General features: G+C 45.2%; 20 protein-coding genes. 7 read left to right on the top strand and 13 right to left on the bottom strand.

Annotated features, from left to right (window positions below):
• Positions 1 to 108 precede the first annotated feature (108 nt).
• Both QT984_RS16700 and QT984_RS16695 read left to right on the top strand, forming a co-directional pair.
• The gene (locus tag QT984_RS16700; protein WP_333273086.1) at positions 109 to 3,558 is read left to right on the top strand and encodes a DEAD/DEAH box helicase; all 3,450 of its coding nucleotides are present in this window, start codon (positions 109 to 111) and stop codon (positions 3,556 to 3,558) included.
• A gap of 448 nt (positions 3,559 to 4,006) precedes the next feature.
• A complete protein-coding gene (locus QT984_RS16695; RefSeq protein WP_333056436.1) occupies positions 4,007 to 4,834 on the top strand; it encodes an SWIM zinc finger family protein in 828 nt (275 codons plus the stop codon).
• A 151-nt stretch (positions 4,835 to 4,985) separates the two neighbouring features.
• On the opposite strand, the gene QT984_RS16690 is transcribed toward QT984_RS16695, so the two are convergent.
• Together QT984_RS16690 and queG are read right to left on the bottom strand one after the other, a co-directional pair.
• Positions 4,986 to 5,624 carry an HAD-IA family hydrolase gene (locus QT984_RS16690; RefSeq protein WP_333056435.1) on the bottom strand — a complete coding sequence of 213 codons (639 nt, stop codon included), beginning with the start codon at positions 5,622 to 5,624 and terminating at the stop codon, positions 4,986 to 4,988.
• Positions 5,625 to 5,803: 179 nt separating this feature from the next.
• The gene (queG, locus tag QT984_RS16685) at positions 5,804 to 6,769 is read right to left on the bottom strand and encodes a tRNA epoxyqueuosine(34) reductase QueG (protein ID WP_333056434.1); all 966 of its coding nucleotides are present in this window, start codon (positions 6,767 to 6,769) and stop codon (positions 5,804 to 5,806) included.
• Between the two features lie 209 nt (positions 6,770 to 6,978).
• On the opposite strand from queG, the gene QT984_RS16680 reads away from it, so the two are divergent.
• From QT984_RS16680 to QT984_RS16670, 3 genes are all read left to right on the top strand, one after another.
• On the top strand, positions 6,979 to 7,941 hold the full coding sequence (locus tag QT984_RS16680; protein ID WP_333056433.1) for an orange carotenoid protein N-terminal domain-containing protein: 963 nt from the start codon (positions 6,979 to 6,981) through the stop codon (positions 7,939 to 7,941).
• 130 nt (positions 7,942 to 8,071) lie between these two features.
• Positions 8,072 to 8,200 carry a hypothetical protein gene (locus QT984_RS16675; protein WP_333056432.1) on the top strand — a complete coding sequence of 43 codons (129 nt, stop codon included), beginning with the start codon at positions 8,072 to 8,074 and terminating at the stop codon, positions 8,198 to 8,200.
• 81 nt (positions 8,201 to 8,281) lie between these two features.
• A complete protein-coding gene (locus QT984_RS16670; RefSeq protein ID WP_333210843.1) occupies positions 8,282 to 8,716 on the top strand; it encodes a nuclear transport factor 2 family protein in 435 nt (144 codons plus the stop codon).
• Between the two features lie 656 nt (positions 8,717 to 9,372).
• On the opposite strand, the gene QT984_RS16665 is transcribed toward QT984_RS16670, so the two are convergent.
• The 4 genes from QT984_RS16665 to rsmH form a co-directional block, all read right to left on the bottom strand.
• A complete protein-coding gene (locus QT984_RS16665; RefSeq protein WP_006633914.1) occupies positions 9,373 to 9,795 on the bottom strand; it encodes an ATP-binding protein in 423 nt (140 codons plus the stop codon).
• A gap of 508 nt (positions 9,796 to 10,303) precedes the next feature.
• Positions 10,304 to 11,977 carry a SpoIIE family protein phosphatase gene (locus QT984_RS16660; protein ID WP_333056430.1) on the bottom strand — a complete coding sequence of 558 codons (1,674 nt, stop codon included), beginning with the start codon at positions 11,975 to 11,977 and terminating at the stop codon, positions 10,304 to 10,306.
• Positions 11,974 to 12,213, bottom strand: a complete 240-nt coding sequence (locus QT984_RS16655; RefSeq protein WP_333210839.1) for a hypothetical protein — start codon at positions 12,211 to 12,213, stop codon at positions 11,974 to 11,976. Before QT984_RS16655 ends, QT984_RS16660 begins: the two co-directional genes overlap by 4 nt.
• Before the next feature lie 704 nt (positions 12,214 to 12,917).
• Positions 12,918 to 13,820 carry a 16S rRNA (cytosine(1402)-N(4))-methyltransferase RsmH gene (gene rsmH / locus QT984_RS16650; protein ID WP_333210837.1) on the bottom strand — a complete coding sequence of 301 codons (903 nt, stop codon included), beginning with the start codon at positions 13,818 to 13,820 and terminating at the stop codon, positions 12,918 to 12,920.
• Positions 13,821 to 13,877: 57 nt separating this feature from the next.
• Between rsmH and QT984_RS16645 the strand changes: the two genes are divergently transcribed.
• The gene (locus QT984_RS16645; RefSeq protein ID WP_333056426.1) at positions 13,878 to 15,062 is read left to right on the top strand and encodes an NAD(P)H-quinone oxidoreductase subunit H; all 1,185 of its coding nucleotides are present in this window, start codon (positions 13,878 to 13,880) and stop codon (positions 15,060 to 15,062) included.
• A gap of 187 nt (positions 15,063 to 15,249) precedes the next feature.
• Here the strand turns inward: QT984_RS16645 and QT984_RS16640 are convergent, their stop codons facing one another.
• Positions 15,250 to 15,909, bottom strand: coding sequence for a hypothetical protein (locus QT984_RS16640; protein WP_333056425.1), 660 nt, complete (start codon positions 15,907 to 15,909; stop codon positions 15,250 to 15,252).
• Between the two features lie 214 nt (positions 15,910 to 16,123).
• Between QT984_RS16640 and QT984_RS16635 the strand changes: the two genes are divergently transcribed.
• Positions 16,124 to 17,341 carry a class I SAM-dependent methyltransferase gene (locus tag QT984_RS16635; protein ID WP_333374485.1) on the top strand — a complete coding sequence of 406 codons (1,218 nt, stop codon included), beginning with the start codon at positions 16,124 to 16,126 and terminating at the stop codon, positions 17,339 to 17,341.
• A 26-nt stretch (positions 17,342 to 17,367) separates the two neighbouring features.
• Here the strand turns inward: QT984_RS16635 and QT984_RS16630 are convergent, their stop codons facing one another.
• From QT984_RS16630 to QT984_RS16605, 6 genes are all read right to left on the bottom strand, one after another.
• Positions 17,368 to 18,015 carry a hypothetical protein gene (locus QT984_RS16630; RefSeq protein WP_333374483.1) on the bottom strand — a complete coding sequence of 216 codons (648 nt, stop codon included), beginning with the start codon at positions 18,013 to 18,015 and terminating at the stop codon, positions 17,368 to 17,370.
• Positions 18,016 to 18,070: 55 nt separating this feature from the next.
• On the bottom strand, positions 18,071 to 18,520 hold the full coding sequence (locus QT984_RS16625; protein WP_333314992.1) for a hypothetical protein: 450 nt from the start codon (positions 18,518 to 18,520) through the stop codon (positions 18,071 to 18,073).
• 17 nt (positions 18,521 to 18,537) lie between these two features.
• Positions 18,538 to 19,680 carry a DNA cytosine methyltransferase gene (locus tag QT984_RS16620; protein ID WP_333374481.1) on the bottom strand — a complete coding sequence of 381 codons (1,143 nt, stop codon included), beginning with the start codon at positions 19,678 to 19,680 and terminating at the stop codon, positions 18,538 to 18,540.
• A gap of 96 nt (positions 19,681 to 19,776) precedes the next feature.
• Positions 19,777 to 20,526, bottom strand: coding sequence for a Uma2 family endonuclease (locus QT984_RS16615; RefSeq protein ID WP_333374479.1), 750 nt, complete (start codon positions 20,524 to 20,526; stop codon positions 19,777 to 19,779).
• Positions 20,527 to 20,798: 272 nt separating this feature from the next.
• Complete coding sequence (hisS, locus tag QT984_RS16610) at positions 20,799 to 22,076, bottom strand: histidine--tRNA ligase (RefSeq protein ID WP_333314997.1); 1,278 nt, start codon at positions 22,074 to 22,076, stop codon at positions 20,799 to 20,801.
• A gap of 158 nt (positions 22,077 to 22,234) precedes the next feature.
• On the bottom strand, positions 22,235 to 22,516 hold the full coding sequence (locus QT984_RS16605) for a hypothetical protein (protein ID WP_333058204.1): 282 nt from the start codon (positions 22,514 to 22,516) through the stop codon (positions 22,235 to 22,237).
• Positions 22,517 to 22,537 lie beyond the last annotated feature (21 nt).

The raw sequence follows: 22,537 nt of genomic DNA, 5'->3' as shown, positions 1-22,537 counted from the left end.
CTATCTGGGTCAATTTTTCCTCGGTTTGTTTTAAATAAAAATTTCATTTATCCATATAAATGCTGTAGTCAACCTCGCACTTAAATACAAATATCAGGGTAAAAAAATATGGCTATTTTACACGGCAGTTGGCTCGTAGAGAATGAAAAAAGTTGCTTATTTATTTGGGGAGAAACTTGGCGAAAAATTGGGGCAATTGAAACCATAGAATCGGGGATAAATTTACCGCATCCCTTAGCAATGACCGAATCGGAATTTAAGACTTTCCTCAATTCGTTACAGCAGTCGGGAAAACTAAACTGGCAATTACCGGAAACCGCAGAAACTCCACCGGAAAAAAGCAAAAAAACTAGGCGATCGCCCAAAACTCAAAACGCAGAAATTCCCACCCCAGACTCCTCAATTCAAAAGGAAATTCGGGCGATCGCACTTCCCACCCAAATCTCAGAATCCAATGCAACCCTGATGCCGCAGCACTCAGCAGCAGCACTTGAGGAACCCGCTAAAACCGAGGAAATTTACCTTTATCCCTGGCAAGTCGAGGGTTTTTGTCTCAACCCTCAAGCAGCTTTTGTTTTCTTGCAATCACTACCGCTTAACAGCACGGAACCAGACTCTTTTGTCGGCTCAGATTTGCGTTTTTGGTCTCATATTGCTAGGTGGAGTTTGGATTTGTTGGCAAGATGCAAATTTTTGCCTGGATTGGAGAAACAGCCCGACGGTTCTGCTATTGCCACATGGCAACCCCTGTTAGATAGTTCTACAGATACACTCCGCCTCGCCACTTTTGTCAAGCAAATGCCGACAGCTTGCAGAACATATCAATCGAAGGAAGGTTCGGCAGCGGATTTTGTAACGGATGTAACGGATGTAACGGATGTCAGTCCGGTGTCCGTCGGAAGAAGGAAGAAGGAAGAAGGAAGAGGGGAAAAGGAAGAAGGAAGAGGGAAGAAGGAAGAAGGAAGAGGGGAAAAGGCAGAAGAAGGGAGTCAATTGCCTTTAGCGGTGGATTTGCCGATGGGGGCGGAGGAATTGGTGTTAGGCTTTTTGAGTAGTATTGTAGATAGTCAAGTGCGATCTGCTGGTAGCTCTACTTTAGACATCAAAGCAGTTTCTCCTGTGCGCGAGTGGCTGCAAGCTTTGCAGCAGGAATCTGGGAGAGTTCAAGTAGAAACAGCAGCATTGGAAAACTTGGCAACCAAGCTGACTGCTTGGACTGCACCGCTGCAAAATCAATTATCTCAACAAAGTCAATTTCGCACTTGCTTTCAACTCATACCGCCGTCTCCTGGTAAAGCCAACTGGAATTTAAATTATTGCTTGCAAGCAGCAGATGAAAACGAATTTTTGGTAGACGCGACAACTGTTTGGAACAACTCTGTCGAGCGTTTGGCTTATGCGGGGCGGACAATAGAATTGCCTCAAGAAACTTTGCTCAGCGGCTTGGGTTTAGCCTCGAAACTTTATCCGTTAATTGAACCGAGTTTGCAAGCACAGCGGCCTCAATCTTGCCAATTAAATCCGCTGCAAGCTTACGAGTTTATTAAGTCTGTAGCTTGGCGGTTTGCTGATAGCGGGTTGGGCGTAGTTTTGCCGCCGAGTTTGACAAAGACGGATGGTTGGGCGAGTCGTTTGGGTTTGAGCATTCAAGCGGAAACAACCCCCCCCAACCCCCCCTTAGTAAGGGGAGGCGCTGGAGAAACTAACCCCCCCTTAGTAAGGGGGGGCAAGGGGGGGTTGGGATTGCAAAGTCTGCTAAATTTTAAGTGGGAATTGACGATCGGCGGACAGCGCCTTTCTAAGGCAGAGTTTGACAGATTGATTGCGTTGAATTCGCCTTTGGTGGAAATTAACGGCGAGTGGGTGGAGTTGCGCGCGCCGGATGTGAGGGCTGCTCAAACTTTTTTTGCTAGTCGCAAAGAGCAAATGACTCTTTCTTTGGAGGATGCTTTGCGTTTGGCGTCGGGCGATTCTCAGATGATTGAGAAATTGCCTGTGGTGAATTTTGAGGCTACGGGTCAACTTCAGGAATTGTTGAATACTTTGAGCGATAATCAAGCGGTAAGTGCGATCGCAACTCCGGCTAGTTTCCGAGGACAATTGCGGCCTTATCAAGCGCTAGGAGCAGGCTGGTTAGCATTCTTAGAACGCTGGGGTTTGGGTGCTTGTCTCGCGGACGATATGGGTTTGGGAAAGTCGATCGAGCTAATTGCCTTCCTGCTGCATTTACAAGAAAAAGATTCTTTAGAAGCGCCGACATTACTGGTTTGTCCGACATCGGTATTGGGCAATTGGGAGCGGGAAGTCAAGAAATTTGGCCCGACGCTAAAAGTGTTAGTTCACCACGGAGACAAACGCGCTAAAGGCAAAGTATTTGCGACGGCAATTAAGGGAAAAAATTTGATCGTTACCAGTTATGCGCTAGTGTTCCGTGATGCTAAAGAAATTCAAGGCATTAAGTGGCAAGGATTGGTTTTAGATGAAGCGCAAAATATTAAAAATTCTGAGGCTAAGCAGTCGCAAGCAGTGCGACAAATCGAGGCATCTTTTAGAATTGCGCTGACGGGAACTCCGGTGGAAAATAGACTGCAAGAATTGTGGTCTATTTTGGAGTTTCTCAATCCTGGCTATTTGGGGCCGCGCAATTTCTTTCAGCGCCGATTTGCAATTCCGATCGAGAAATACGGCGATCGGGAATCTTTGCAGACTTTGCGATCGCTCGTTCGGCCTTTCATCCTCCGCCGCCTGAAAACTGACAAAGAAATCATCCAAGATTTGCCCGAAAAACAGGAGATGACTGTATTTTGTGGGCTGGCGACTCAACAGGCTGCATTATATCAGAAAATAGTCGAAGAGTCAATAGCTGAATTAGACTCAGCCGAAGGCATTCAGCGCCGGGGAATGATTCTGGCTTTGCTGGTAAAACTCAAGCAACTTTGCAACCATCCGGCTCTTGTCAAAGCAGAAGCTAAGCCGAAAGAATTGGAGATTAAGAGTCAGGAATCGGGGAAATTGCAGCGGTTGGTGGAAATGTTAGAAGAGGTGCTCGCTGAGGGCGATCGGGCTTTAATTTTTACTCAATTTGCCGAATGGGGAAAACTCCTGAAACCGCATCTAGAACAGCATTTAGGGCGAGAAGTTTTGTTCTTGTACGGCGGAGTTAAGCAGCAGCAGCGGGAAGAAATGATCGATCGCTTCCAGCACGACCCCCAAGGCCCGCCGATTATGATTTTATCTTTAAAAGCTGGTGGTACTGGTTTGAACTTAACCAGAGCAACCCACGTTTTCCACTATGACAGATGGTGGAATCCCGCAGTAGAAAATCAGGCAACTGACCGCGTATTTCGCATCGGTCAAACTCGCAATGTGCAAGTCCACAAATTTGTCTGCACTGGTACGTTAGAGGAGAAAATACACGATATGATCGAAAGTAAGAAAGCTCTAGCCGAACAAGTTGTCAGCGCCGGCGAAAACTGGCTCACCGAACTCGATACAGACCAACTTCGCAATTTACTAATCCTCGATCGCAATGCTATTATAGAAACCGAAGAAGAATAATGTGCTTAATTACCAATTCCCAACAGCACGACACGGATGTCACGGATACACGGATAGCTGTTTTTTCCTTTGTGACCGAAAGCATCCAGGATACCCGCCACGTGATTCATCCGTCCAGAAATAAAAAACCTGTATCCGATAAAGGAGCCCCCGAATTTATCTCGCGCAAGTCAATGCTTCAATTCTAAAATCTAAAATCTAAAATCTAAAATCGATTGACTCCAGTATCCCAATTACCTGTTTGGCCAAGGCCCGATGCCCAATTCCCAATTCCCGATTGAAGCCAGAAGGAAGAATGAAGAGGGGAAGAGAAGGAGATAGGGAAAATTCCCTGTTTGGCCAATGCCCGGTTCCCAATTCCCAATTCCCTGTTTGGCCGATTCCCGATTCCCAATTCCCAATTCCCGATTCCCAAATCTAAAATCTAAAATCTAAAATCTAAAATCGAATGATTGACAGAGAATGGTGGACACAACAGTGGTTAGATTTAATCAATACCTACCGCTTCAAAAAGCGCTTAGAACGTGGCTGGCAATACGCGCGCGAGGGAAAAGTTCTCAGCATTAAATTTCCCAATCAAGAAGTAATTGCCATAGTTCAAGGCACCGATCCAAAACCCTATCAAGTTTCTTTAGGACTCGATACATTGAGCGATGAAGATTGGGATTATGTGATTGAAAATATGTCGCAAAGAGCAGTTTTTTCAGCTAAACTCTTAGCAGGAGAAATGCCGCACAATATTGAGGATGTATTTGCGGCCGCCGGCAAAACGCTATTTCCGTTAAGTTTATCTGATATTCGATCGCGCTGTAGCTGTCCTGACCCGCAAAACCCTTGCAAACACATCAGTGCAGTATACTACTTATTGGGCGATCGCTTCGGCGAAGACCCTTTCGTACTGTTTCAACTGCGGGGGAGAACCAAAGAGCAAATCTTGACAGCACTTCGTCAAAGACGGGGTACGGAAGGAGAGGAAAATACCCAGCTAAACAAGGGTGAAAATTCCCCTACTGCGAATGCTAAATTGCCGAAGGTCGATCGCTTTTGGGAATACAATCAGCAGCTAGAATCATCTTTAGTAGTAATTGTACCGCCGCCCAGCAGCGAAACAGTATTAGATATCTTAGGCCCAATTCCCATCGCCACCGACGGAAAAGGAAGCGCTAGCAAATCCTCGCCCGCCTCTGACGCACTCAAGCAGCATTTTAGCAAAATCTACCAAGCAGTTAGCCAGCAAGCAGTTTTAGCAGCACTGAAACGGGGCGAAGGAGATTAACCTAATGTATTCCCAGAGATGATACAAGAGATTATGGCTGATAACAAATCAAGCTTTAATACCCATTTTATTCTTGAGTTTCTCTCTGCTGGAACGAGAGTTTGTCTAGAATAGATTTCAACCGAGGAGTCTTACTTTTGGCAATTTCAGTTTATACTTCCCGCAAATTACTCATAATTTCTATCAATTCCTGGGGGCTTTGAATCAAAAAATCAGGATTGTGTGCCACCAAAGCCTCCTCAGAATTAAAACCCCAACCTACAGCAATTACCTTAATTCCGGTTTTTCGAGCAGCTTCTATATCTCTAATCTCATCTCCCACATAAACGACTTCTTTAGCATTTATATGTTCGGTTTTTAGCCATCTATTAATAACTTTATGTTTGCCAAAAGTTGAGCCAGAGTAAATAAACGTGAAAGTGTCTTGCAAAGCATTTTTTTTCATCGATTCCAAGACATTTTCTCTGGAATTAGATGTGATAATACCCAGTTGAAATCCCTGTTTTTTTAACTCCAGTAAAACTTCTTTAATCCCCGGAAATAAACGAATGTTGGGGATTTCGCTGCGTAACTCCGCTTTCAACATTCTAATCAACAGCGGGAATTTGAAGATAGAAATACCAGAATACTGAAGGACTTGCCAAGAAGTTAAATTGCTCAGTTGAGCGATTTGCTCTTTGGTTGCAGATTTAAAGCCTAATTCGACTGACAAACGGTTGGTGATGCTTAGAAGAATATCGATTGTATCTGCTAAAGTGCCGTCAAAATCAAAAATAATTACTTTGGTCATTGGACAATAGCAAATAAGGAACGGGGAAGCATACAATTTTAGATTTTAGATTTTAGATTTTAGATTGGGAATTACTTACTGCATAATGTATTTGCTCTTGGCGCTCCGTACACACCCTAGGGTTATTATCTATAGGGTAAGGTGCACCCTAAGCACCCTGAGCGCGAACATCTCAACTTTTAAGGGTTAATTTGATTGGCTTTCGCATTTCGCCGCAGCATTTCGGGTTTTATGCGCCGCAGCGCCGAAGCTGTAAATCTGCGGTTCCATTCTTCGTCGGAGATGTCGGCTAATTCTGCAAGTGTCGGTGCTATGTTTTCAGGATAAGGCTCAAAGTCTGCAACATCAGTTGGTTTAGCAAATCGCTGATTCCAAGGACAAACATCCTGACAAATGTCGCAACCTGCTACCCAGCCTTGTAAATTAGATGCAATTTCGTCGGGCAATTTTTCGGCTCGATTCTCGATCGTGTGATAGGCTATACATCGATCGGCATTCACCACAAAAGGCTCAGTAATTGCTCCCGTCGGACACGCCTCTATGCAGCGAGTGCAAGTGCCGCAATGTTCCGTATGAGACTCATCCGACGCTAACTCCAGATTAGTCAAGATTTCGCCCAAAAACACCCAAGAACCGTATTCGCGCGAAATTACATTACCATTTTTGGCAATCCAGCCAATCCCGGCACGCTGCGCCCACATTTTATCCTGAACTGGTCCGGTATCAGCATAATACCGCGCTTCAATTCCCTCGCCTTGCGATCGCACCCAATTTGCCAAAAGCTTCAGTTTTTTGTGCAAAATTCTATGGTAATCCCGCCCCCAACCGTAGCGAGAGATTTTAGCATATTCGATCGCTGCATCGTCCCCCCCCTCCCACAGGGGATTTGCGGGGCGTTGGTGGGGCGTGTAGTAGTTGATGGCGACACATATTAATGACTGCACCTCTGGCATCACCAATTGAATATCCTGCCGTTTCGGGTTTGCCATCCATGCCATATCCGCCTGATAACCCTTGTCCAGCCAAGCTTGCAATCTTTGTTTTTCTATATCAAAATCCGTGTCTGTTGAGGCTATCCCGACTTTGTGAAATCCCAACTCAAGGGCTTTTTGCTTAATGCGATCGCTATTAATTGATTTTTTCATCACGTAAGAAACCACTGCACAATTTGTGCCATAAGTCTAGTAACTTTCAGAGTAATTTTCGGACAGTATTGATAATACTTTGGCAATCTTTATATTTATAAGTTTGAACTCCAAAATGTCAAAAATGTTACATAATTTAATTTAGGGAGAATTCGATTCGCTAATTCAAGTACGCAAGTAAAACCGACAGCGAATCCCACAGCATACATATGGCAGTTAGTATTCAATCAGCTCAATCTATTTTCTCCAACACCGAGATTGCTAGCGTTGTTCCGGCTACCACGGAAGCGTTCTACAAACTCAGCGTTGAAGACCAACTAGCCTTGCTCTGGTATGCCTACACCGAAATGGGCGTTTCCATCACCGCAGCAGCACCGGGAGTAGCCAGCATGGCCCTTGTCGAAGGCATTCTGAGCGAAATCAAGCAAATGTCGCCGGCTGCTCAAAGCAAAACTATGTTTGACCTAGCCAGCAACGCCGACACAACAATTGGCCGGATTTACACTTCTTTGCGGGTCAACACCAAACTCGGTTTCTGGTACGAGTTGGGTCAGTTGATGAAACAGGGCGTTGTCGCTCCGATCCCCGCCGGCTATCAAATGTCTCCCGAAGCCACCGCAGTTCTCGAAACCATCAAGCAACTAGATCCGGGTCAGCAAATTACCGTACTTCGGAATACCGTAGTTAACATGGGCTATGACCCTGCTTTTAACCAAGAGTACGGCAAACGCTCAGCCCCCCGCAGCACTCCCACCGCTCCAGAAGAGCGGGTGAAAACCCAAATTGAGGGTATCAGCGAGCAGACAGTGCTCAGCTACATCGACTACATGAACGCCTTCGACTTCACCCCAGCCGTCGGTTTATTTGCTGAAGAAGGTGCCCTGCAACCACCTTTCCAAAAGCCGATCGTTGGTCGCGACGCTATCCTCAACTATATGCGCGAAGAGTGCGTCGGACTGAAAATGATGCCCGAGCGAGGCGTATCGGAACCCGCAGAAGATGGCTACCGCCAAGTGAAAGTCACTGGCAAAGTCGAAACTCCCTGGTTCGGATCGAATGTGGGTATGAACATCGCGTGGCGGTTTTTGCTCGATCCCCAAGGTCAAATTTTCTTTGTGGCGATCGACTTGTTGGCATCTCCGAAGGAATTGCTCAATTTGATCCGCAAATAGAATATTCTGGTTGGCTCTGTTAAACAGGCTTGCCCAAAAACCCAGATGCCTTTAGGTGTCTGGGTTTATAGCATTTTAGGTTTTAGATTTTAGATTTTAGATTCAATAATTGAAGGATTGGAAATGACTGATGGTATCAGAGTTTGCCGGTTGGCTAAACTTGCATTTTTTGAAAGTAGTATTGATTTTGGTCGATCGCTCCCAAAGCTGCGATCGACCCTCTCCGGTTCCTCCTTTTTTAGGAGAATTATTTTCCTAGCCCTACTTATATCTTTTGAGGGATTTGCTGCGACAAAGAGAATGATTAAAGTATACTCATTCATTTGAAATCACTTGTTTTATGACCGCAACAACTCGACCTATTTTAACTACCTCTATAAAGATTGCAGGTATCACAATGCCAGGGATACTGCAATATTTTGAAACTTTAAACGCGGGCGATTTTGACGCGACGGCTAATTTATTTGCAGATGACGGGGTGCTGCACGCGCCGTTTGAAGATCCCATTATCGGCAACATTTCGATCGCCACTTATCTCAAAAAAGAAGCGCGAGGAATGCAGCTAGAACCCCAGAAAGGTGTCAGCCAAATTTTAAAAGATGGCAATGTAGAAGTTCAGGTCAGCGGCCGGGTGCAAACTTCCGCCTTTGGTGTTAATGTCGGATGGCTGTTCTTGCTCAATTCTGACCAAAAAATCCTTTCAGTCACGGTCAAACTGTTAGCTTCTCCCCAAGAATTGCTAAATCTGCGGTCGCAGACGAAATTTGATGTTTGATAATCTGTTTCACATTTAAATTGTTTGTTTTGGTTTGACCTGTCGATCGAATGTAATGGCTCAAGCCATCATTATTTTTGCGCGCAATTGAGGCAGAAACCGGGTTTTTTATCCAAATCTCCAGTGAAGCGCCGTCAACCGTTGAAAAACCCGGTTTCTTGATTATTTGCGCGCAATTGAGGCAGAAACCGGGTTTTTTATCCAAATCTCCAGTGAAGCGCCGTCAACCGTTGAAAAACCCGGTTTCTTGATTATTTGCGCGCAATTGAGGCAGAAACCGGGTTTTTTACCCAAATCTCAGGTGAAGCGTCGCTAACTGTTCAAAAACCCGGTTTCTTGGGTATTTGTGCGATCGGGACTGTACCCCTACAATCTTACAGTCTCGCCTTGGGCTGACAATAAAGCATCCAGGATACCCGCCACGTGATTCATCCGTCCAGAAATAAAAAACCTGTATCCGATGAAACTTGCCGAACGTATTTATCTCGCGCAAGTCAATGCTTCAATTCTAAAATCTCAAATCTCAAATCTCAAATCGATTGACGCTACTGCACGGAAAATTGGCTGTCACCGCAGCGCGTGCGACAGACAGCCAAAGCGAGTCAAAAAGTGCCTTGCCAATCATTAATGACTAATGACTAATGACTAACGACTAATTAAGATTTTTCCGGCAAACTCGCTTCCAACTTGAGACAGTTGCGACCGTCTATTTGCAAAGTGTAGTCCACCCGATCCATAAGTCTGCTCATAATCAGCCAGCCGTAGCCGCTTTCCTGTTTAGCTTCCGGCCTCGGGGGATTGTAAGTATCCATTTCGTAACCTTTACCGTAATCCCAAATTTCTAAACCAATATCCCTATTTTTTAAATTCAAGCGAATTAACACGGGCAAATTGGGTTGATCTTTGTGAGCATGGCGGATCACGTTAGAATAGGCTTCTGCTAACACCAAGCGCAAACGATTCGACTGACGCGGCCAATCGACGTGCTCTCCTAGCTCTACTTCCAAACTGCTCAGCAACCAATTTTCAACAATTGTTAAAAACCGCAAGTCGCTTGGCACATGAAGCTCAGTATTCATAAAAAAATCCCGTAAGTTTGAAAACCCTGTGTCTTCCAGGTATGAAATACGACGAGCCGAATGGATTCGGCCTCAATACTTGTCGCTAATCGGGGGATACGAGCCTTTTCTGTTTAAAAATCAGGCATTCGTCATTCGGTAGAAGGCAGAAGTTAAGAGAATAGTTGAAAACTTTTGTTATGGGCTTAAAGCCCCTTAACAATTGATAATTATACCGAGACTGTAAGCAGTGAGGTATAAAAAATCTGTGTTTCAATCCTTGGCTTTTAAGCGTTGGTTTTTTCTGACGAATGCCTTCTACCTTAACCCTTTACAGGTATTTAATCCCCCAGGAAAGCGATTCAGGAAACTAGCTGCGCCATCGCCGGCTAGGTTTTTACTGTGGTTTTTGACTGGTGACGATAACACCGTCCTTTGTAGGACTACTCTATGGGCCGTCAACAAGCAGGGCTTAAGTTTTTTCGGCTCTCACCCACCCCCGACTATGCGTCGGGAGTCGCTGACAGATTCAAAGAACCTCCAGAGAGAGTATGGTTTGGTCGTCTTCTTGAACGGGATTATCAGCTCGGATGTGAGCCAACAAATTGTCCAAGTTGAAAGAACCAGGTTCCTGAATCAAAAGTTGCCAAAGCCCTTCTTGTTGTAGCATAGAACGGGTTGGTACACCCCCTGCTACCGCTTGACTTGTCACGCTAGCTTCAGTAATTCCGTCACTCGTCAGCAGAAATACATCTCCTGACTTTAATTCGATCGTACCTGCTTTGCCTCTCCAAACTGGTAGTATCCCCAAAGGAATGCCACGAGCTTTCAGGAAATTAGGCTCGGCTGGCGTTTTACCGCTAGCGGCTTGAGCTTTCACCTCCGAGTGAGACCAAACAATCGGGTAAATGTGACCGGCATTAGCAAAAGCGAGGTGTCCCGTTGACGGAGTGTAACGAGCTACAACCATTGTAATAAAATGGTTGTTGCCGATCAGGTCGTCAGACATACTGCTATTCATGTTCTGCATAACTTGATCGGGCTCTGGAGAAACTTCTTGGGAAAGTTCCCGCCGCATCACCGAAATCGCGCTCGCCATAAATAGAGCAGCCGGAACTCCCTTACCCGACACATCTCCCACCGCTATCCAAATATCCCCTTGAGAGTGGACGTAGACTTCAAAAAAGTCGCCGCCAACTTCCCGCGCGGGATAGCAGCAAGCTTGCACCCTGACAGTTTCAAAATCCGGCCAACTTTGGCGTAACAAGTTTGTTTGGATTTGGCGAGCCACTTCCAACTCGTTTTGCATCTGCTTGGCTAAATCCAGAGTGCGCTGGTAGAGCTTAGCTTGAGACAGGGCGAGAGCAGCTTGAGCTGCTACACCTTCTATTAACTCTATCTCTTCTGCCGACCAAGGGTTAGTGCCACCAATCTGGCACAGTGCGAGTACCGCCAGCAATTCTTGCTGGTAAGTCAGGGGCACGGCAATCTCAACGGAGTTACCGTCCCCGCGACTGTTTGGGTTGACTTGAGTTTGGCGGCTGGCTACGGCTTGAACCAGCAAATTTTCATCAAAAGAAAAGCTGCTGGCTTCAGAGGTTTGGGCTTGGTAGGGGAAGGTACTCGGCAATAGTCGATCGGCCTCTACCGGCCGCAGCATACAATAGTTTGCCTCAAAAGTTTGACCTACGGTTTGAACAATAGTTTGTACCATACTAGAGTAATCTAGCGACCCGCGAATCACGCTCATTACCTCATTGAACAGAGATTCCTTGCGTAAAGCGCGACGCAGTGCAACGCTGCGCTGCTTGTAGTATTTGTAAGTTTCTGAGGCTTGATTGATCACCAATTTGAGTTCTTCTGGATTCCACGGTTTGGTGATGTATTTGAACACTTGACCTGAGTTGATGGCCTCGACCAAATCTTCAACATCTGTGTATCCCGTTAGCAGAATCCGAATCGTATCGGGAAATCGCTCGACTGTTTTCCCCAAAAACTCGGTGCCATTCATTTCTGGCATCCGCTGGTCAGATATAATCACCGCCATCTCGCCCTGTTGGTCTAGAACTTCCAGGGCGCTGAGGGCGCTATCTGCTTTGTAAACCTGAAAGTCGCGTCGAAACGTCCGGTACAATAAATCCAAGTTGTCAGGTTCGTCATCGACTACCATCAGTTTCAGCTTGCTTCCATCTCCCCGACTCATCTTTCTTCCCCCTTGAAAACCCCCACCATAGCTGTAATCAGCAAGGTGGCGGGAGGAAAAGGGGGGCTGGATATATGCAACATATCAGTTACGTCAAGTTGAGTTAAAGAAACCCGTTTTACCTCAAGGTGAGCATTCCTTTCGCACCATCTGTTCGCACAGATGAGAGGCTTTCGATACTGTAACCCGCCTCGGTAGGCCGCTTCAATAGGGAAAATTCCCCAGTCAGCTTTCACAAAAAATACTCGGTAAGTGGGAAGCTCCGAGACTTTAGTCCTGAGAGGAAAACGACCCGGCGATTTCAATCGCCTTGAATCCCCTCGCGGGGCAGAGGGGTATGGTTGCCCCAAGGCGTGAGGATATGGTTGTCCTCAATCTCCCATTTCTGGGGTAAAGTTAGCTTCGCCAATGTTATAGAGGCTTGCGCCGGCTGGCAGCACTGTCGAGCGTGACTTTAAGACTGTTTAACTACTAGCGACAGGGCAGGGGACTAGCTTCGCATCAAGCGGGTGTCATGACCTAAATAACGTAGCCTGTTAAGGCGATAGCTGGTCAGTACAGCTTGTTTGATTTCTCTTACAAGCGAGCGTGGCTTTAGCCCGCTCGTTACTGACGCTGTGATACGAGCAATGACCTTGTTAGCAGTCGGTACTTTTCTAAACACACCAGCATTCAAAACTGCTAATTAATGCTCTGATTGCAGAGTTCTTAACTAGCTGGGTACTGTCCTCGGTGTGAATTTTAACACTTACTACTAACGCAGGTATTGCTACCTAAGTCTGGTCAACACCGGCTGTATTTCAAGCCCCACTGTACCCGGAGGGTTAGTGGTGGGTTGTTGGCGCTATTCCCTACATCTTTGCCGAATCGTACTTGATTGCTGCATCCAAGTCTCCCTAATCTCTGAACTTTTTGCAGCAAGCATATTACTACTGCCGAATCAAGTTATTCTTTCTGCCAGTCTGAGCTTAGCAGAACGAGAGCGGGGATTTCTAGCGACTTCTTCGGATTGTGGCACGATCGGCTTTTTTGTCAGTACCTGCAAATTGGGTGTTCCTCTGAGTTGGTGCTTGACTGGTCGGTCTTCGAGACTGTGAAATGTAATGATTCCGATTCTCCCCCCTGGTTTTAACCACCTTGGCGCAAGGTTTAGGAAAGTTTCTAAAGAAGCGAGTTCGGAGTTGACAGCTATCCTTAAAGCTTGGAAAGTACGGGTGGCCGGATGGATTCTGCCGTTGCGCTGCTTGGGGGGGAAGCTGGAGGCGATCGCCCCTGCAAGTTCTGTTGTAGTTTGAAAAGGGCGCCCTTGCACAATCCGCCTCGCGATGCGCCGCGACAGTCGCTCCTCGCCGTACTTGTAAATAATATCTGCTAGTTTAACTTCTTCCCAGTGGTTGATAATCTCTTCTGCCGTCAAAGATTGCTGCTGGTTCATACGCATATCTAGTTGAGCCCGGTGGCGAAAACTAAATCCTCGTTCCGGTGTATCGAACTGAGCAGAGCTGACGCCCAAGTCTGCTATGATACCATCAAATTCAGCCTCTGGGGACTGATATTCAGCAAAGTTACCGTGCCAAAACTCAACGGGCGAGTTGGCAAATCGGGCTTGGCAAAAACCGATGGCTTGTTCATCGCGGTCGATCGCCACCACTGTAACATCTGGCGCCGCCGCTAAAATCAAACTCGTGTGTCCGCCGCCCCCAAGCGTCGCGTCCAAATAGTGTCCGCCTGGACGCACAGCCAAACCCGCAATTAATTCTTGACCCAAAACTGGAACGTGATAGGTGTCAATACTGACATCCGATCCAAGGGTCTCCTTCTCAGAGAGCTCGATATCCTTCATAATCATAAAAGCGAAACAAAAATCAACAATAGTCAGTAATCATTAATTCATTTAATTATGTCAAGAATTGAGACTAGAACCGAACCGATGGTGCTCAACATGGGGCCGCACCACCCTTCAATGCACGGGGTACTCCGGTTAATTGTCACCCTGGACGGGGAAGATGTGGTGGACTGCGAGCCAGTTTTGGGCTATCTGCACCGCGGGATGGAAAAAATTGCCGAAAATCGCACCAACGTGATGTACGTGCCCTACGTTAGCCGCTGGGACTACGCTGCGGGGATGTTTAACGAAGCGGTGACAGTGAATGCACCGGAAAAGTTGGCGAATATTGCTGTCCCCAAACGGGCTAGTTATATTCGGGTAATCATGCTGGAGTTGAACCGGATTGCTAACCACTTGATGTGGGTAGGGCCGTTTTTGGCGGACGTGGGGGCGCAAACTCCTTTTTTCTATACTATGCGCGATCGCGAACCCATTCTCGACTTGTGGGAAGCAGCCACAGGTTATCGCATGGTGAATAATAACTATTTCCGCATCGGCGGAGTCGCCGCCGATTTGCCCTACGGTTGGGTAGATAAGTGCCAAGATTTCTGCGATTATTTCGTTCCCAAAATTGACGAATACGAACGTTTAATTACCAACAATCCAATTTTCCGCCGCCGGATTGAAGGCTTGGGTACTATTTCTCGCAACGAAGCGATTAACTGGGGACTTTCCGGCCCCATGTTGCGCGGTTCCGGCGTAAATTGGGATTTGCGGAAAGTTGACCATTACGAATGTTATGACGACTTCGACTGGGAAGTCTGTACCGAAGCTGCTGGCGATTGTTTAGCCCGGTATTTAGTACGGATTCGGGAGATGCGCGAGTCGGTTAAGATTATCTATCAAGCCTTGAAAGGACTCCCCGGCGGCCCTTACGAGAATTTGGAAGCGAAGCGCTTAGAAAGCGGGCCAAAATCTGAATGGAATGGTTTTGACTATCAGTTTATTGGCAAAAAAGTGGCGCCGACTTTTAAGATTCCCAAGGGCGAACATTATGTCCGCGTCGAAAGTGGCAAAGGTGAGTTGGGGATTTATATTATCGGGGATGATAGTGTGTTTCCTTGGCGCTGGAAGATTCGGGCTGCGGATTTTAATAATTTGCAGATTTTGCCTCACATTGTGCGCGGCGTGAAGATTGCGGATTTGGTGGCAATTTTGGGGAGTATCGACATTATTATGGGCTCGGTTGACAGGTAGAAGGAAAAGGGCGATCGCATTTTTGGGCTGTTTGCTAAAAAGTGCGATCGCTACTTTTTTGAATCATATACAGTCCTGGGCGCATAATACCAAAGAAACCGGGTTTTTCACTTCAACTGTCGGCTACAACGAAAAATTTTCGTAAAAACCCGGTTTCTGACTACCCATGAGTCTGGGAGTGTATAGATTAACAGTAACGAAAATCTACCTCGGTTCCGCACTGCGTACAAATACCCTCAGAACAATCATCAGCTCCTCCTGACCAGTCAAAGTTTGTGCCTTTGCAGTACGGACAATACTCAGTTAAAGATAAAATTTCAGCGGGGACACACCGCCATCTGGGTAAAGTAACAGCTACCTCTGACTCTAGGGAAGTAAATGTATTGACAGGTAAACGATGTACTCGCTCGACTAATTCATTGACTTTGATAATTAATTCATTAGCATTTTCTACCCACAAATAGCCGCAGCGGACAGCGCGACTGATTAAAACATTTCTTTTTTCTTCAATAAATATTCGATTTCCGTTGGGGTCGATCGCCCTGCATTCCCACCCTGCAAATATAGGAACTTCTTGTGCGTAATTCCCTATCAAACCTGGAATGTTATTGAGTTGCCGTTCAGCAAGACAACCGATCCATAGATCCCAGTGAACTCTTTTGCATCTTTGTGAAGAAATACAACTTTTTAACAAATTATCAAAGGCGATTATATCCTTGTCTACGCCTCTGTGACCTAAGTAAATACCGCGTCTTTTTGTATCTGCTAAATTAAATATGACTACATAATCTGGTAATAAGTGGCTCGATTTTTTGAACTCTTCTAAACAAGATTCTGGTGGTATCATAAAGAAGCATTATATTTAAAATCTAAGGCTAGCTTATCACAGCGATCGAAAATTTGCCATGTCAAATCTCAAGTTTGCGATCGGCTTCAAAATGATATGATATCAATAATCAAAATCTCTCTCTTCTCTCTTCCTCTGTGTCCTCTGCGCCCTCTGCGGTGAAAAAAATCTTTATTTCAAAAATAAAATAAAATCAACTTTGATTCCATAAATTATGACATTCCAGCAATCAGATATCAATGACAGCAACCCAGAACTCTGCGCTTTAATCTGCGAAAGAATTGCCGCCAGTCCCCAGCAGCGTATTACTTTTGCTGAATATATGGATTTGGCATTATATCATCCGCAGCACGGATATTATAATAATAGCGATCGCCAGTCGATCGGCAAACAAGGCGATTTTATCACGTCGTCTCACTGGGGTGCTGATTTTGCGGAGGTTTTGGCGGATCAGTTTGTGGAAATGTGGGAAATTCTAGGCAAACCTCAAAACTTCGCGATCGTAGAAATGGGCGCTGGGCGGGGAAATTTTGCCGAAAATGTGCTGCAATATCTGCAAATACAATATCCCGATTTCTTTCATATTTTAGAATACATTATTGTTGAACTTTCCCCTGTACTCCAAGCGGAACAGCGGCAAATGTTAGCCGATATCAAGTGTGTCAAGTGGTGTAATTGGGATGAGATAGTTAATAACTCAATTGTCGGTTGTTTCTTTTCTAATGAGTTAGTAGATGCTTTACCCGTGCATCAATTTATTCTGGAACAAGGGCAAGTTAGGGAGATTTACGTTGCCGCAGAAACCCCAAAAAATGAACAAGAAAAGATAAAATTTGTTGAGGTAGTTGGCGAAGTTTCCACCCCTAAAATTGGCGAATATTTGGATTTGGTGGGCATCGATTTGTCGGCGAGTGTTTACGGGGATGGTTATCGCAGTGAGGTGAATTTGGCCGCTTTGGACTGGATGAGTACAGTTGCTCAAAAGTTGCAGCGGGGATATTTGTTAACTATTGATTACGGTTATCCGGCGCACCGCTATTACAATCCGAGGCGCAGGGAGGGGACGCTACAGTGTTATTATCGCCACCGATATCACAATAATCCTTATATTAATGTGGGGCGGCAGGATTTAACGGCTCATGTTAATTTTACGGCGCTGGAAAGGCAGGGTGAATTGTGCGGTTTGGATGTGGTAGGGTTTACTCAGCAGGCTTTGTTTTTGATGGCGTTGGGTTTGGGCGATCGTATTGCTTCTCTATCAACAAATGATGCGGAAGTATTGGATGTGGCAACGTTTTTGCGGCGCCGGGAGGCTTTGCATCAGTTGATCGATCCGATGGGTTTGGGGGGTTTTGGGGTTTTGGTGCAGTGTAAGGGGTTGAAGGAGGAGGAAAAGGGGAGAATATTGAAGGGTTTGATGGTGCCTGATTAGTTATTCGATCTATTTGCTTATATCGATTACACAAGCTGACTCAGTGGCGGAAATTCCCATTTTCCAGAATATAAAGTAGATGGCAGCTTTAAACAATAAGCAGCAGGAATCACTTCAATCAACCACCAATTAAACATATCTCGTCTGGCTTCGGTAAAACCAGTAATGGCATCACCAGTAATGGCATCATACATAATATCTAAGATGGCATTATAGGCTGTTTTAGTGTTGAGTGTTTGCAGCAAGCCGTAGAAGATATTATAAGCTTCGTCAGTAGCTTGATATTTTCCAATTTTGTCGATATGAGGAAACAACGTATCTGCCCAAGTTTCTGGGATTTCACAACCCTCCTTCAGCCAACAAGATACAATTCCTTCAACGATATCAGCCTTGTGTTCTTCAGGAAAGTAATGTTTAATGGTCGGTTTAGCTGCTAATGCTATTCCATAAGCCATGTAGACACATCGCTGATGGGATATTGCATCATTAGGCATTCCAAAAGCTGTCATTACTTCTACAAAAGCTTCTTCTACATTGCACTTTCCACCTCGTTCGTATAAATCGTCATATTTTCTGTCCCAAACCGTCTGAAGTGTTTGCTGTAATTGCTCTGGAATAGTTGAGTTGCTCGGCAATTTAAAATCGGTGTAGTAGCCTATGTCAAACTCGAACATTGACTTTTCTTCGTTATGTATTTGGATTTTTTAGAGCGAGAGCTATCGCTCCCTCTTAAAATTCTAAGTAGTAGTCAGAATCGGACAATTTATAGAGACGGATATAGTCTCTGCCGTAATTTTGCAATGTCTGGCTCGTGACAGGCTCAAATTTCTGCAATGCACCACTTTGTTCTAACTTACCTTTGATCCAGCGACCTAGAATTTTTAAGTCTTTCTTGGATCTAAAGTTTTTGTAATAATCGCCTTGAGTGCGACAGGGAAAATTTGAACCATCATCAGTATAGGCGGTAAAATCCCCCTGGGGATAAACAGGATTATTTGTCGTTTCTGTATCTACTATAATCTCAACTTCATACCAATCTCTAGGGATAACCTTCCCGGTCGATTTACTTTCTCTTCCTTTTCCGAAAAAAGCATTGAGATTGGATTTTTGCTGAGCATCAACCCTGGATAAAGATATATCCACATAGGGCGTTGCGGGAGTTATGGCAGGTAGGGACATTAAGTTACCTCACTTCACTAAAAAGTTAATGTTAATTGTAATGGCTGTTGTGCAGCCTCTAATTCTGCGTGTTGTAAGCGTTCCTTAATTGACATCATTTGCAGTTTTTGATTTAAATTGTATAAATCCACTTTCGGATAATTCCCTTTAAATAGCGGAATCAGAGATTCAACAACGTCAACTATTCCATCTGGCGGAACTGCATTGCCAATTTGTCTTCTTACTTCAGTAATAGAACCTTCAAAAACAAAATCATCGGGAAATGTTTGCAACCTAGCTCTTTCACGATTTGTCAATGAACGGGGTTCGGGATAATGATATCCCCAAGTACCACCACCACCACCAGCAATAATTGTAGCACAGGGTTTATCTGGATGAATTCGCCGATAAACGTGACTGATCATGCCTTTTACATAGTAGGGACTATTCTTAGGAATATCAGTAAAATTCCCTCCGGGGTTAATTAGACTCAAAATTTCAATGGTTCGAGGCTGAATTTTCTGATGTTCCTGATTATATTCCACTTTTTCCACATTTTTGAGTGCTTCACCTGCTGTGCGATAGGGATGTTCACGATTTTGACCGTATTTGGGCTGAGGATGCACAAAATTAAATCCTGTATCCATCCGAATTCCAACTAATAAAACTCTTTGCCGAAATTGGGGAACTCCGTAATCCGCAAAGTTGTAGAGTTTTGGTTTAACTAAGTAGCCGGGAGCGATACTTTCAAAGTCAGAAATTATTTGTTTTATTGCTTGATAATTATTCGCACTTAATAAACCTTTGACATTTTCTGCTACAAAAGCTTTGGGCTGTTTTTTGTTGACAAAATCGAGAAAGTATGTATATAAATTGCCTCTGGTTCCTTCAAGTCCGGGGCGCTTCCAAATCATGGAAAAGTCTTGACAAGGAAACCCTCCTATACATATTTCTGCTTCGGGAACTTGTGCAATGTCTATATTTTCTATGCTGTCGTTGACGATGACATCAGCAATGTTTCTGCTGAATGTTTTGCAGGCGTATTTATTGGAGTCGATCGCCCAAACTACTTCAAATCCGGCTTTGTGGAATGGCAAGTCCATACCGCCACAACCGGAAAATAATGAAATCAGTTGGGGTTTTTTTTTCCAGGCGATCGGCTTGAGACGTTCGAGTAACATATTAGTTCGCAGTAGGACAAGGGCTGGCTGAATGCTAGCACCACAAGATACTAATTATATCAAAATATAGTCTAACTCGACTCATCAATTGATATTTCACTCTTCATCATCTAACTCGATCCCGGCTTGACGCAGTTTTTCGGCCAATTTTTCCGCGCGGAGTCGTTCGCGATCGGCTCTTTCTTCTGACCACAGCAACAACTCGCCTTCTGCATCCCACCACCTCAGCCAACAGCCTGTTCTCCCTTCGTGCGTTCCTTCCCACATTCCTAAAAACAAGTCTAATCCCGGTATCCAATAACGTCCGTTTTCATCAGGTTTTTGCAAGTTGTAGTGCTCTGATTCTAAAGCGTAAACTTCTAAATGAGCTGTTTTGGCTCGGAATATGACGTATCGGGGGACTTTGATTACTTGCTCGTAAAAATACCACTTTCCCACCCGCGAGGTAAATTCAACGGAGTATTCTTCTCCATAGGTTTCTGAAAGAAATTCCATCACGAGTTGAGGGATGGTTCCTTCTGTGTGCGGCGTGTAACTGCGGCGGACTTGCGAGACATTTTTTGGATTGACGGGTTTCACGTACATCCAATCTGGTGCTTTGCAGATAATGCGCTGTTCGTCGCTGCTTGAACCTGGGAAACTTATTCCTGCACACAAGGCAAAGTTGGAAACAATTAAGGCATCCTGGATTAATTCAGGAAATGCTGTTAGCGGCTGGCGCAAAGCGGCGGCTAATAATGGTTGGCTTTCGTCTTCCACGGGGTCGTCTGGTAGTTGGAAATCTTCTGGTAGTAGCGGCCAGGTGATTGTGAGTTTTGTTTCATGATTTTTAGTTGCTACAGACATAGTTTATCAGAGGTTAAATGTTTTAATGCTTAAATTATATCTCTTGGTTTTTGGGATTCATGTTAATGGCTTAATGACGAGGCAGATCCTCTGGATCTGCCTTACCGGGCAGAGCCAATTAGTAACGACTTAAGCCGATAGTCCGCCAGGGGTTGAAACCCCTGGCTAATAGCTAAAGTCCTCTGAAGAGGACTGAGAAGAAGACTGTTAAAATAATTAGTCCTCTGAAGAGGACTTTAGCTTTGAGGCAGGGAATTCATTCCCTGCCGGACTTAATATGCAGCAATTATCTTCTGCTGTAGCTCGTTTGTCATTGCTAGTAGTTCTGATTGGGCGATCGCACTTTGTTCACCACTCGCCAACCACTTCAATTGTACCGTCTCGTTTTCAGCTTCCGCATCTCCCAAAACTAAACACGCAACAGCACCGCTTCTGTCGGCCCTTTTAAACTGTTTCCCGAAAGCACTACCGCTCAAATCTATCTCGACACTAAACCCGGCACTTCGCAATTTTTGAGCTAACAATACCGATTGCTGTTCGGCTTTTTCGCCCCTAGATACCAAATAGAAATCCTGCTTGGGAACGGGCAAAGGTTGCAACTTTTGCAGCAGGATAATCAACCTTTCGATACCCATTGCCCAACCTACTGCCGCCGTATCTGGGCCGCCCAATTCCTTGACTAAACCGTCGTACCGGCCGCCTCCGCAAACTGTGGCTTGCGCTCCCAAATCGTCGGAGATAATTTCAAAAGCGGTGTAAGTATAGTAATCTAAACCACGCACTAATCGGGGATTTAACTGATAGCTAATTCCTAAATTTGTGAGCATTTGCTGCACTTGCTCGAAGTGCGATCGCGATTCCTCTCCCAAATATTCCAAAATACTCGGCGCACCAGCTACAATTTCTTGAGTCCGCTGATTTTTGCTGTCCAATATCCGCAGCGGATTGCGAGTCAAGCGGTCTTGAGAATCGGCGTCTAATTCGGATTTGTGCGGTGTAAAATAATCTATTAATGCTTGCCGATAATTTTGTCTGTCTTGCTTATTTCCGACAGAATTAATATCGAGGCGCAAATTTTTTAAACCGAGGGTTTGCAGGATATCGCAGGCGATCGCAATTACTTCGACATCCGCACGAGGATTCGCACTCCCCAAGACTTCCACGCCAATTTGATTAAACTGCCGCTGTCTTCCTTCTTGCGCGCGTTCGTAGCGAAACATCGGCCCCGCATACCACAGGCGCTGTACGTCTCCCGCCGCGTACAAACTGTGTTCAATAAAAGCTCGGACTACTCCGGCGGTGCCTTCTGGACGCAAAGTTGTCGATCGATCGCCCTTATCCTTAAAAGTGTACATTTCTTTGCCCACGACATCGGTAGCTTCTCCGATGCCGCGTTCAAATAAAGATGTCTGTTCAAAAATTGGCGTCCGAATTTCTCGATAAGCCGCTTTTTTTAAAATGGTTCTAGCGACTTCTTCTATATTTTGCCAATATTGAATTTCAGCGGGCAAAATATCCCGCGTTCCCGGTAAAGTTTTAATTGCACTCATTTTGTTAGTCAGTAGTCAGTAGTCAGTAGTCAGTAGTCAGTAGTCAGTAGTCAGTAGTCAGTAGTCAGTAGTCATTAATCATTAGTTATTAGTTAAAAGTTAAAAGTTAACAGTCAACAGTTAACAGTCAACAGTCAACAGCTAACAATTCCCAATAACTAATGACTTAATAATTCCCAGGCTCCGTAACGATCGCCATAATAAGCCAAAATGCGATCGACCCGCTCGCGACCTGCCAAATCGAACCCTTCAGGATACTGTATCCACAAACCCCCAACTTGGCTGTCGTAGTAATCAAACCGCTGCGACTGCTGCGGAATTAAACCGGTTTGCACCCCTTCAACTTGACGCAAATGGATCGCCACTTCGCGATACACCGCCAGCGGCAATCCAGGGCTTTGAATTTGATAGCGGAGTTGTTTTTCTTGTGCCGTTTGCATCATTTCTTTGCCTGTCCCCAA

This window comes from Microcoleus sp. Z1_B2 (genome assembly GCF_036700325.1).
Taxonomy (GTDB): Bacteria; Cyanobacteriota; Cyanobacteriia; order Cyanobacteriales; family Microcoleaceae; genus Microcoleus.
Note: the sequence above shows the minus strand (reverse complement) of the source record. Positions and strands in the feature narration are given on the sequence as shown.

What these genes read in the sequence shown, in the direction of transcription:
- QT984_RS16700 (WP_333273086.1), top strand. Translation starts at nt 109, where the DNA reads ATGGCTATTTTACACGGCAGTTGGCTCGTAGAGAATGAAAAAAGTTGC.
- QT984_RS16695 (WP_333056436.1), top strand. Translation starts at nt 4,007, where the DNA reads ATGATTGACAGAGAATGGTGGACACAACAGTGGTTAGATTTAATCAAT.
- QT984_RS16690 (WP_333056435.1), bottom strand. Translation starts at nt 5,624, where the DNA reads ATGACCAAAGTAATTATTTTTGATTTTGACGGCACTTTAGCAGATACA.
- queG (WP_333056434.1), bottom strand. Translation starts at nt 6,769, where the DNA reads ATGAAAAAATCAATTAATAGCGATCGCATTAAGCAAAAAGCCCTTGAG.
- QT984_RS16680 (WP_333056433.1), top strand. Translation starts at nt 6,979, where the DNA reads ATGGCAGTTAGTATTCAATCAGCTCAATCTATTTTCTCCAACACCGAG.
- QT984_RS16675 (WP_333056432.1), top strand. Translation starts at nt 8,072, where the DNA reads ATGGTATCAGAGTTTGCCGGTTGGCTAAACTTGCATTTTTTGAAAGTA.
- QT984_RS16670 (WP_333210843.1), top strand. Translation starts at nt 8,282, where the DNA reads ATGACCGCAACAACTCGACCTATTTTAACTACCTCTATAAAGATTGCA.
- QT984_RS16665 (WP_006633914.1), bottom strand. Translation starts at nt 9,795, where the DNA reads ATGAATACTGAGCTTCATGTGCCAAGCGACTTGCGGTTTTTAACAATT.
- QT984_RS16660 (WP_333056430.1), bottom strand. Translation starts at nt 11,977, where the DNA reads ATGAGTCGGGGAGATGGAAGCAAGCTGAAACTGATGGTAGTCGATGAC.
- rsmH (WP_333210837.1), bottom strand. Translation starts at nt 13,820, where the DNA reads ATGAAGGATATCGAGCTCTCTGAGAAGGAGACCCTTGGATCGGATGTC.
- QT984_RS16645 (WP_333056426.1), top strand. Translation starts at nt 13,878, where the DNA reads ATGTCAAGAATTGAGACTAGAACCGAACCGATGGTGCTCAACATGGGG.
- QT984_RS16640 (WP_333056425.1), bottom strand. Translation starts at nt 15,909, where the DNA reads ATGATACCACCAGAATCTTGTTTAGAAGAGTTCAAAAAATCGAGCCAC.
- QT984_RS16635 (WP_333374485.1), top strand. Translation starts at nt 16,124, where the DNA reads ATGACATTCCAGCAATCAGATATCAATGACAGCAACCCAGAACTCTGC.
- QT984_RS16630 (WP_333374483.1), bottom strand. Translation starts at nt 18,015, where the DNA reads ATGTTCGAGTTTGACATAGGCTACTACACCGATTTTAAATTGCCGAGC.
- QT984_RS16625 (WP_333314992.1), bottom strand. Translation starts at nt 18,520, where the DNA reads ATGTCCCTACCTGCCATAACTCCCGCAACGCCCTATGTGGATATATCT.
- QT984_RS16620 (WP_333374481.1), bottom strand. Translation starts at nt 19,680, where the DNA reads ATGTTACTCGAACGTCTCAAGCCGATCGCCTGGAAAAAAAAACCCCAA.
- QT984_RS16615 (WP_333374479.1), bottom strand. Translation starts at nt 20,526, where the DNA reads ATGTCTGTAGCAACTAAAAATCATGAAACAAAACTCACAATCACCTGG.
- hisS (WP_333314997.1), bottom strand. Translation starts at nt 22,076, where the DNA reads ATGAGTGCAATTAAAACTTTACCGGGAACGCGGGATATTTTGCCCGCT.
- QT984_RS16605 (WP_333058204.1), bottom strand. Translation starts at nt 22,516, where the DNA reads ATGCAAACGGCACAAGAAAAACAACTCCGCTATCAAATTCAAAGCCCT.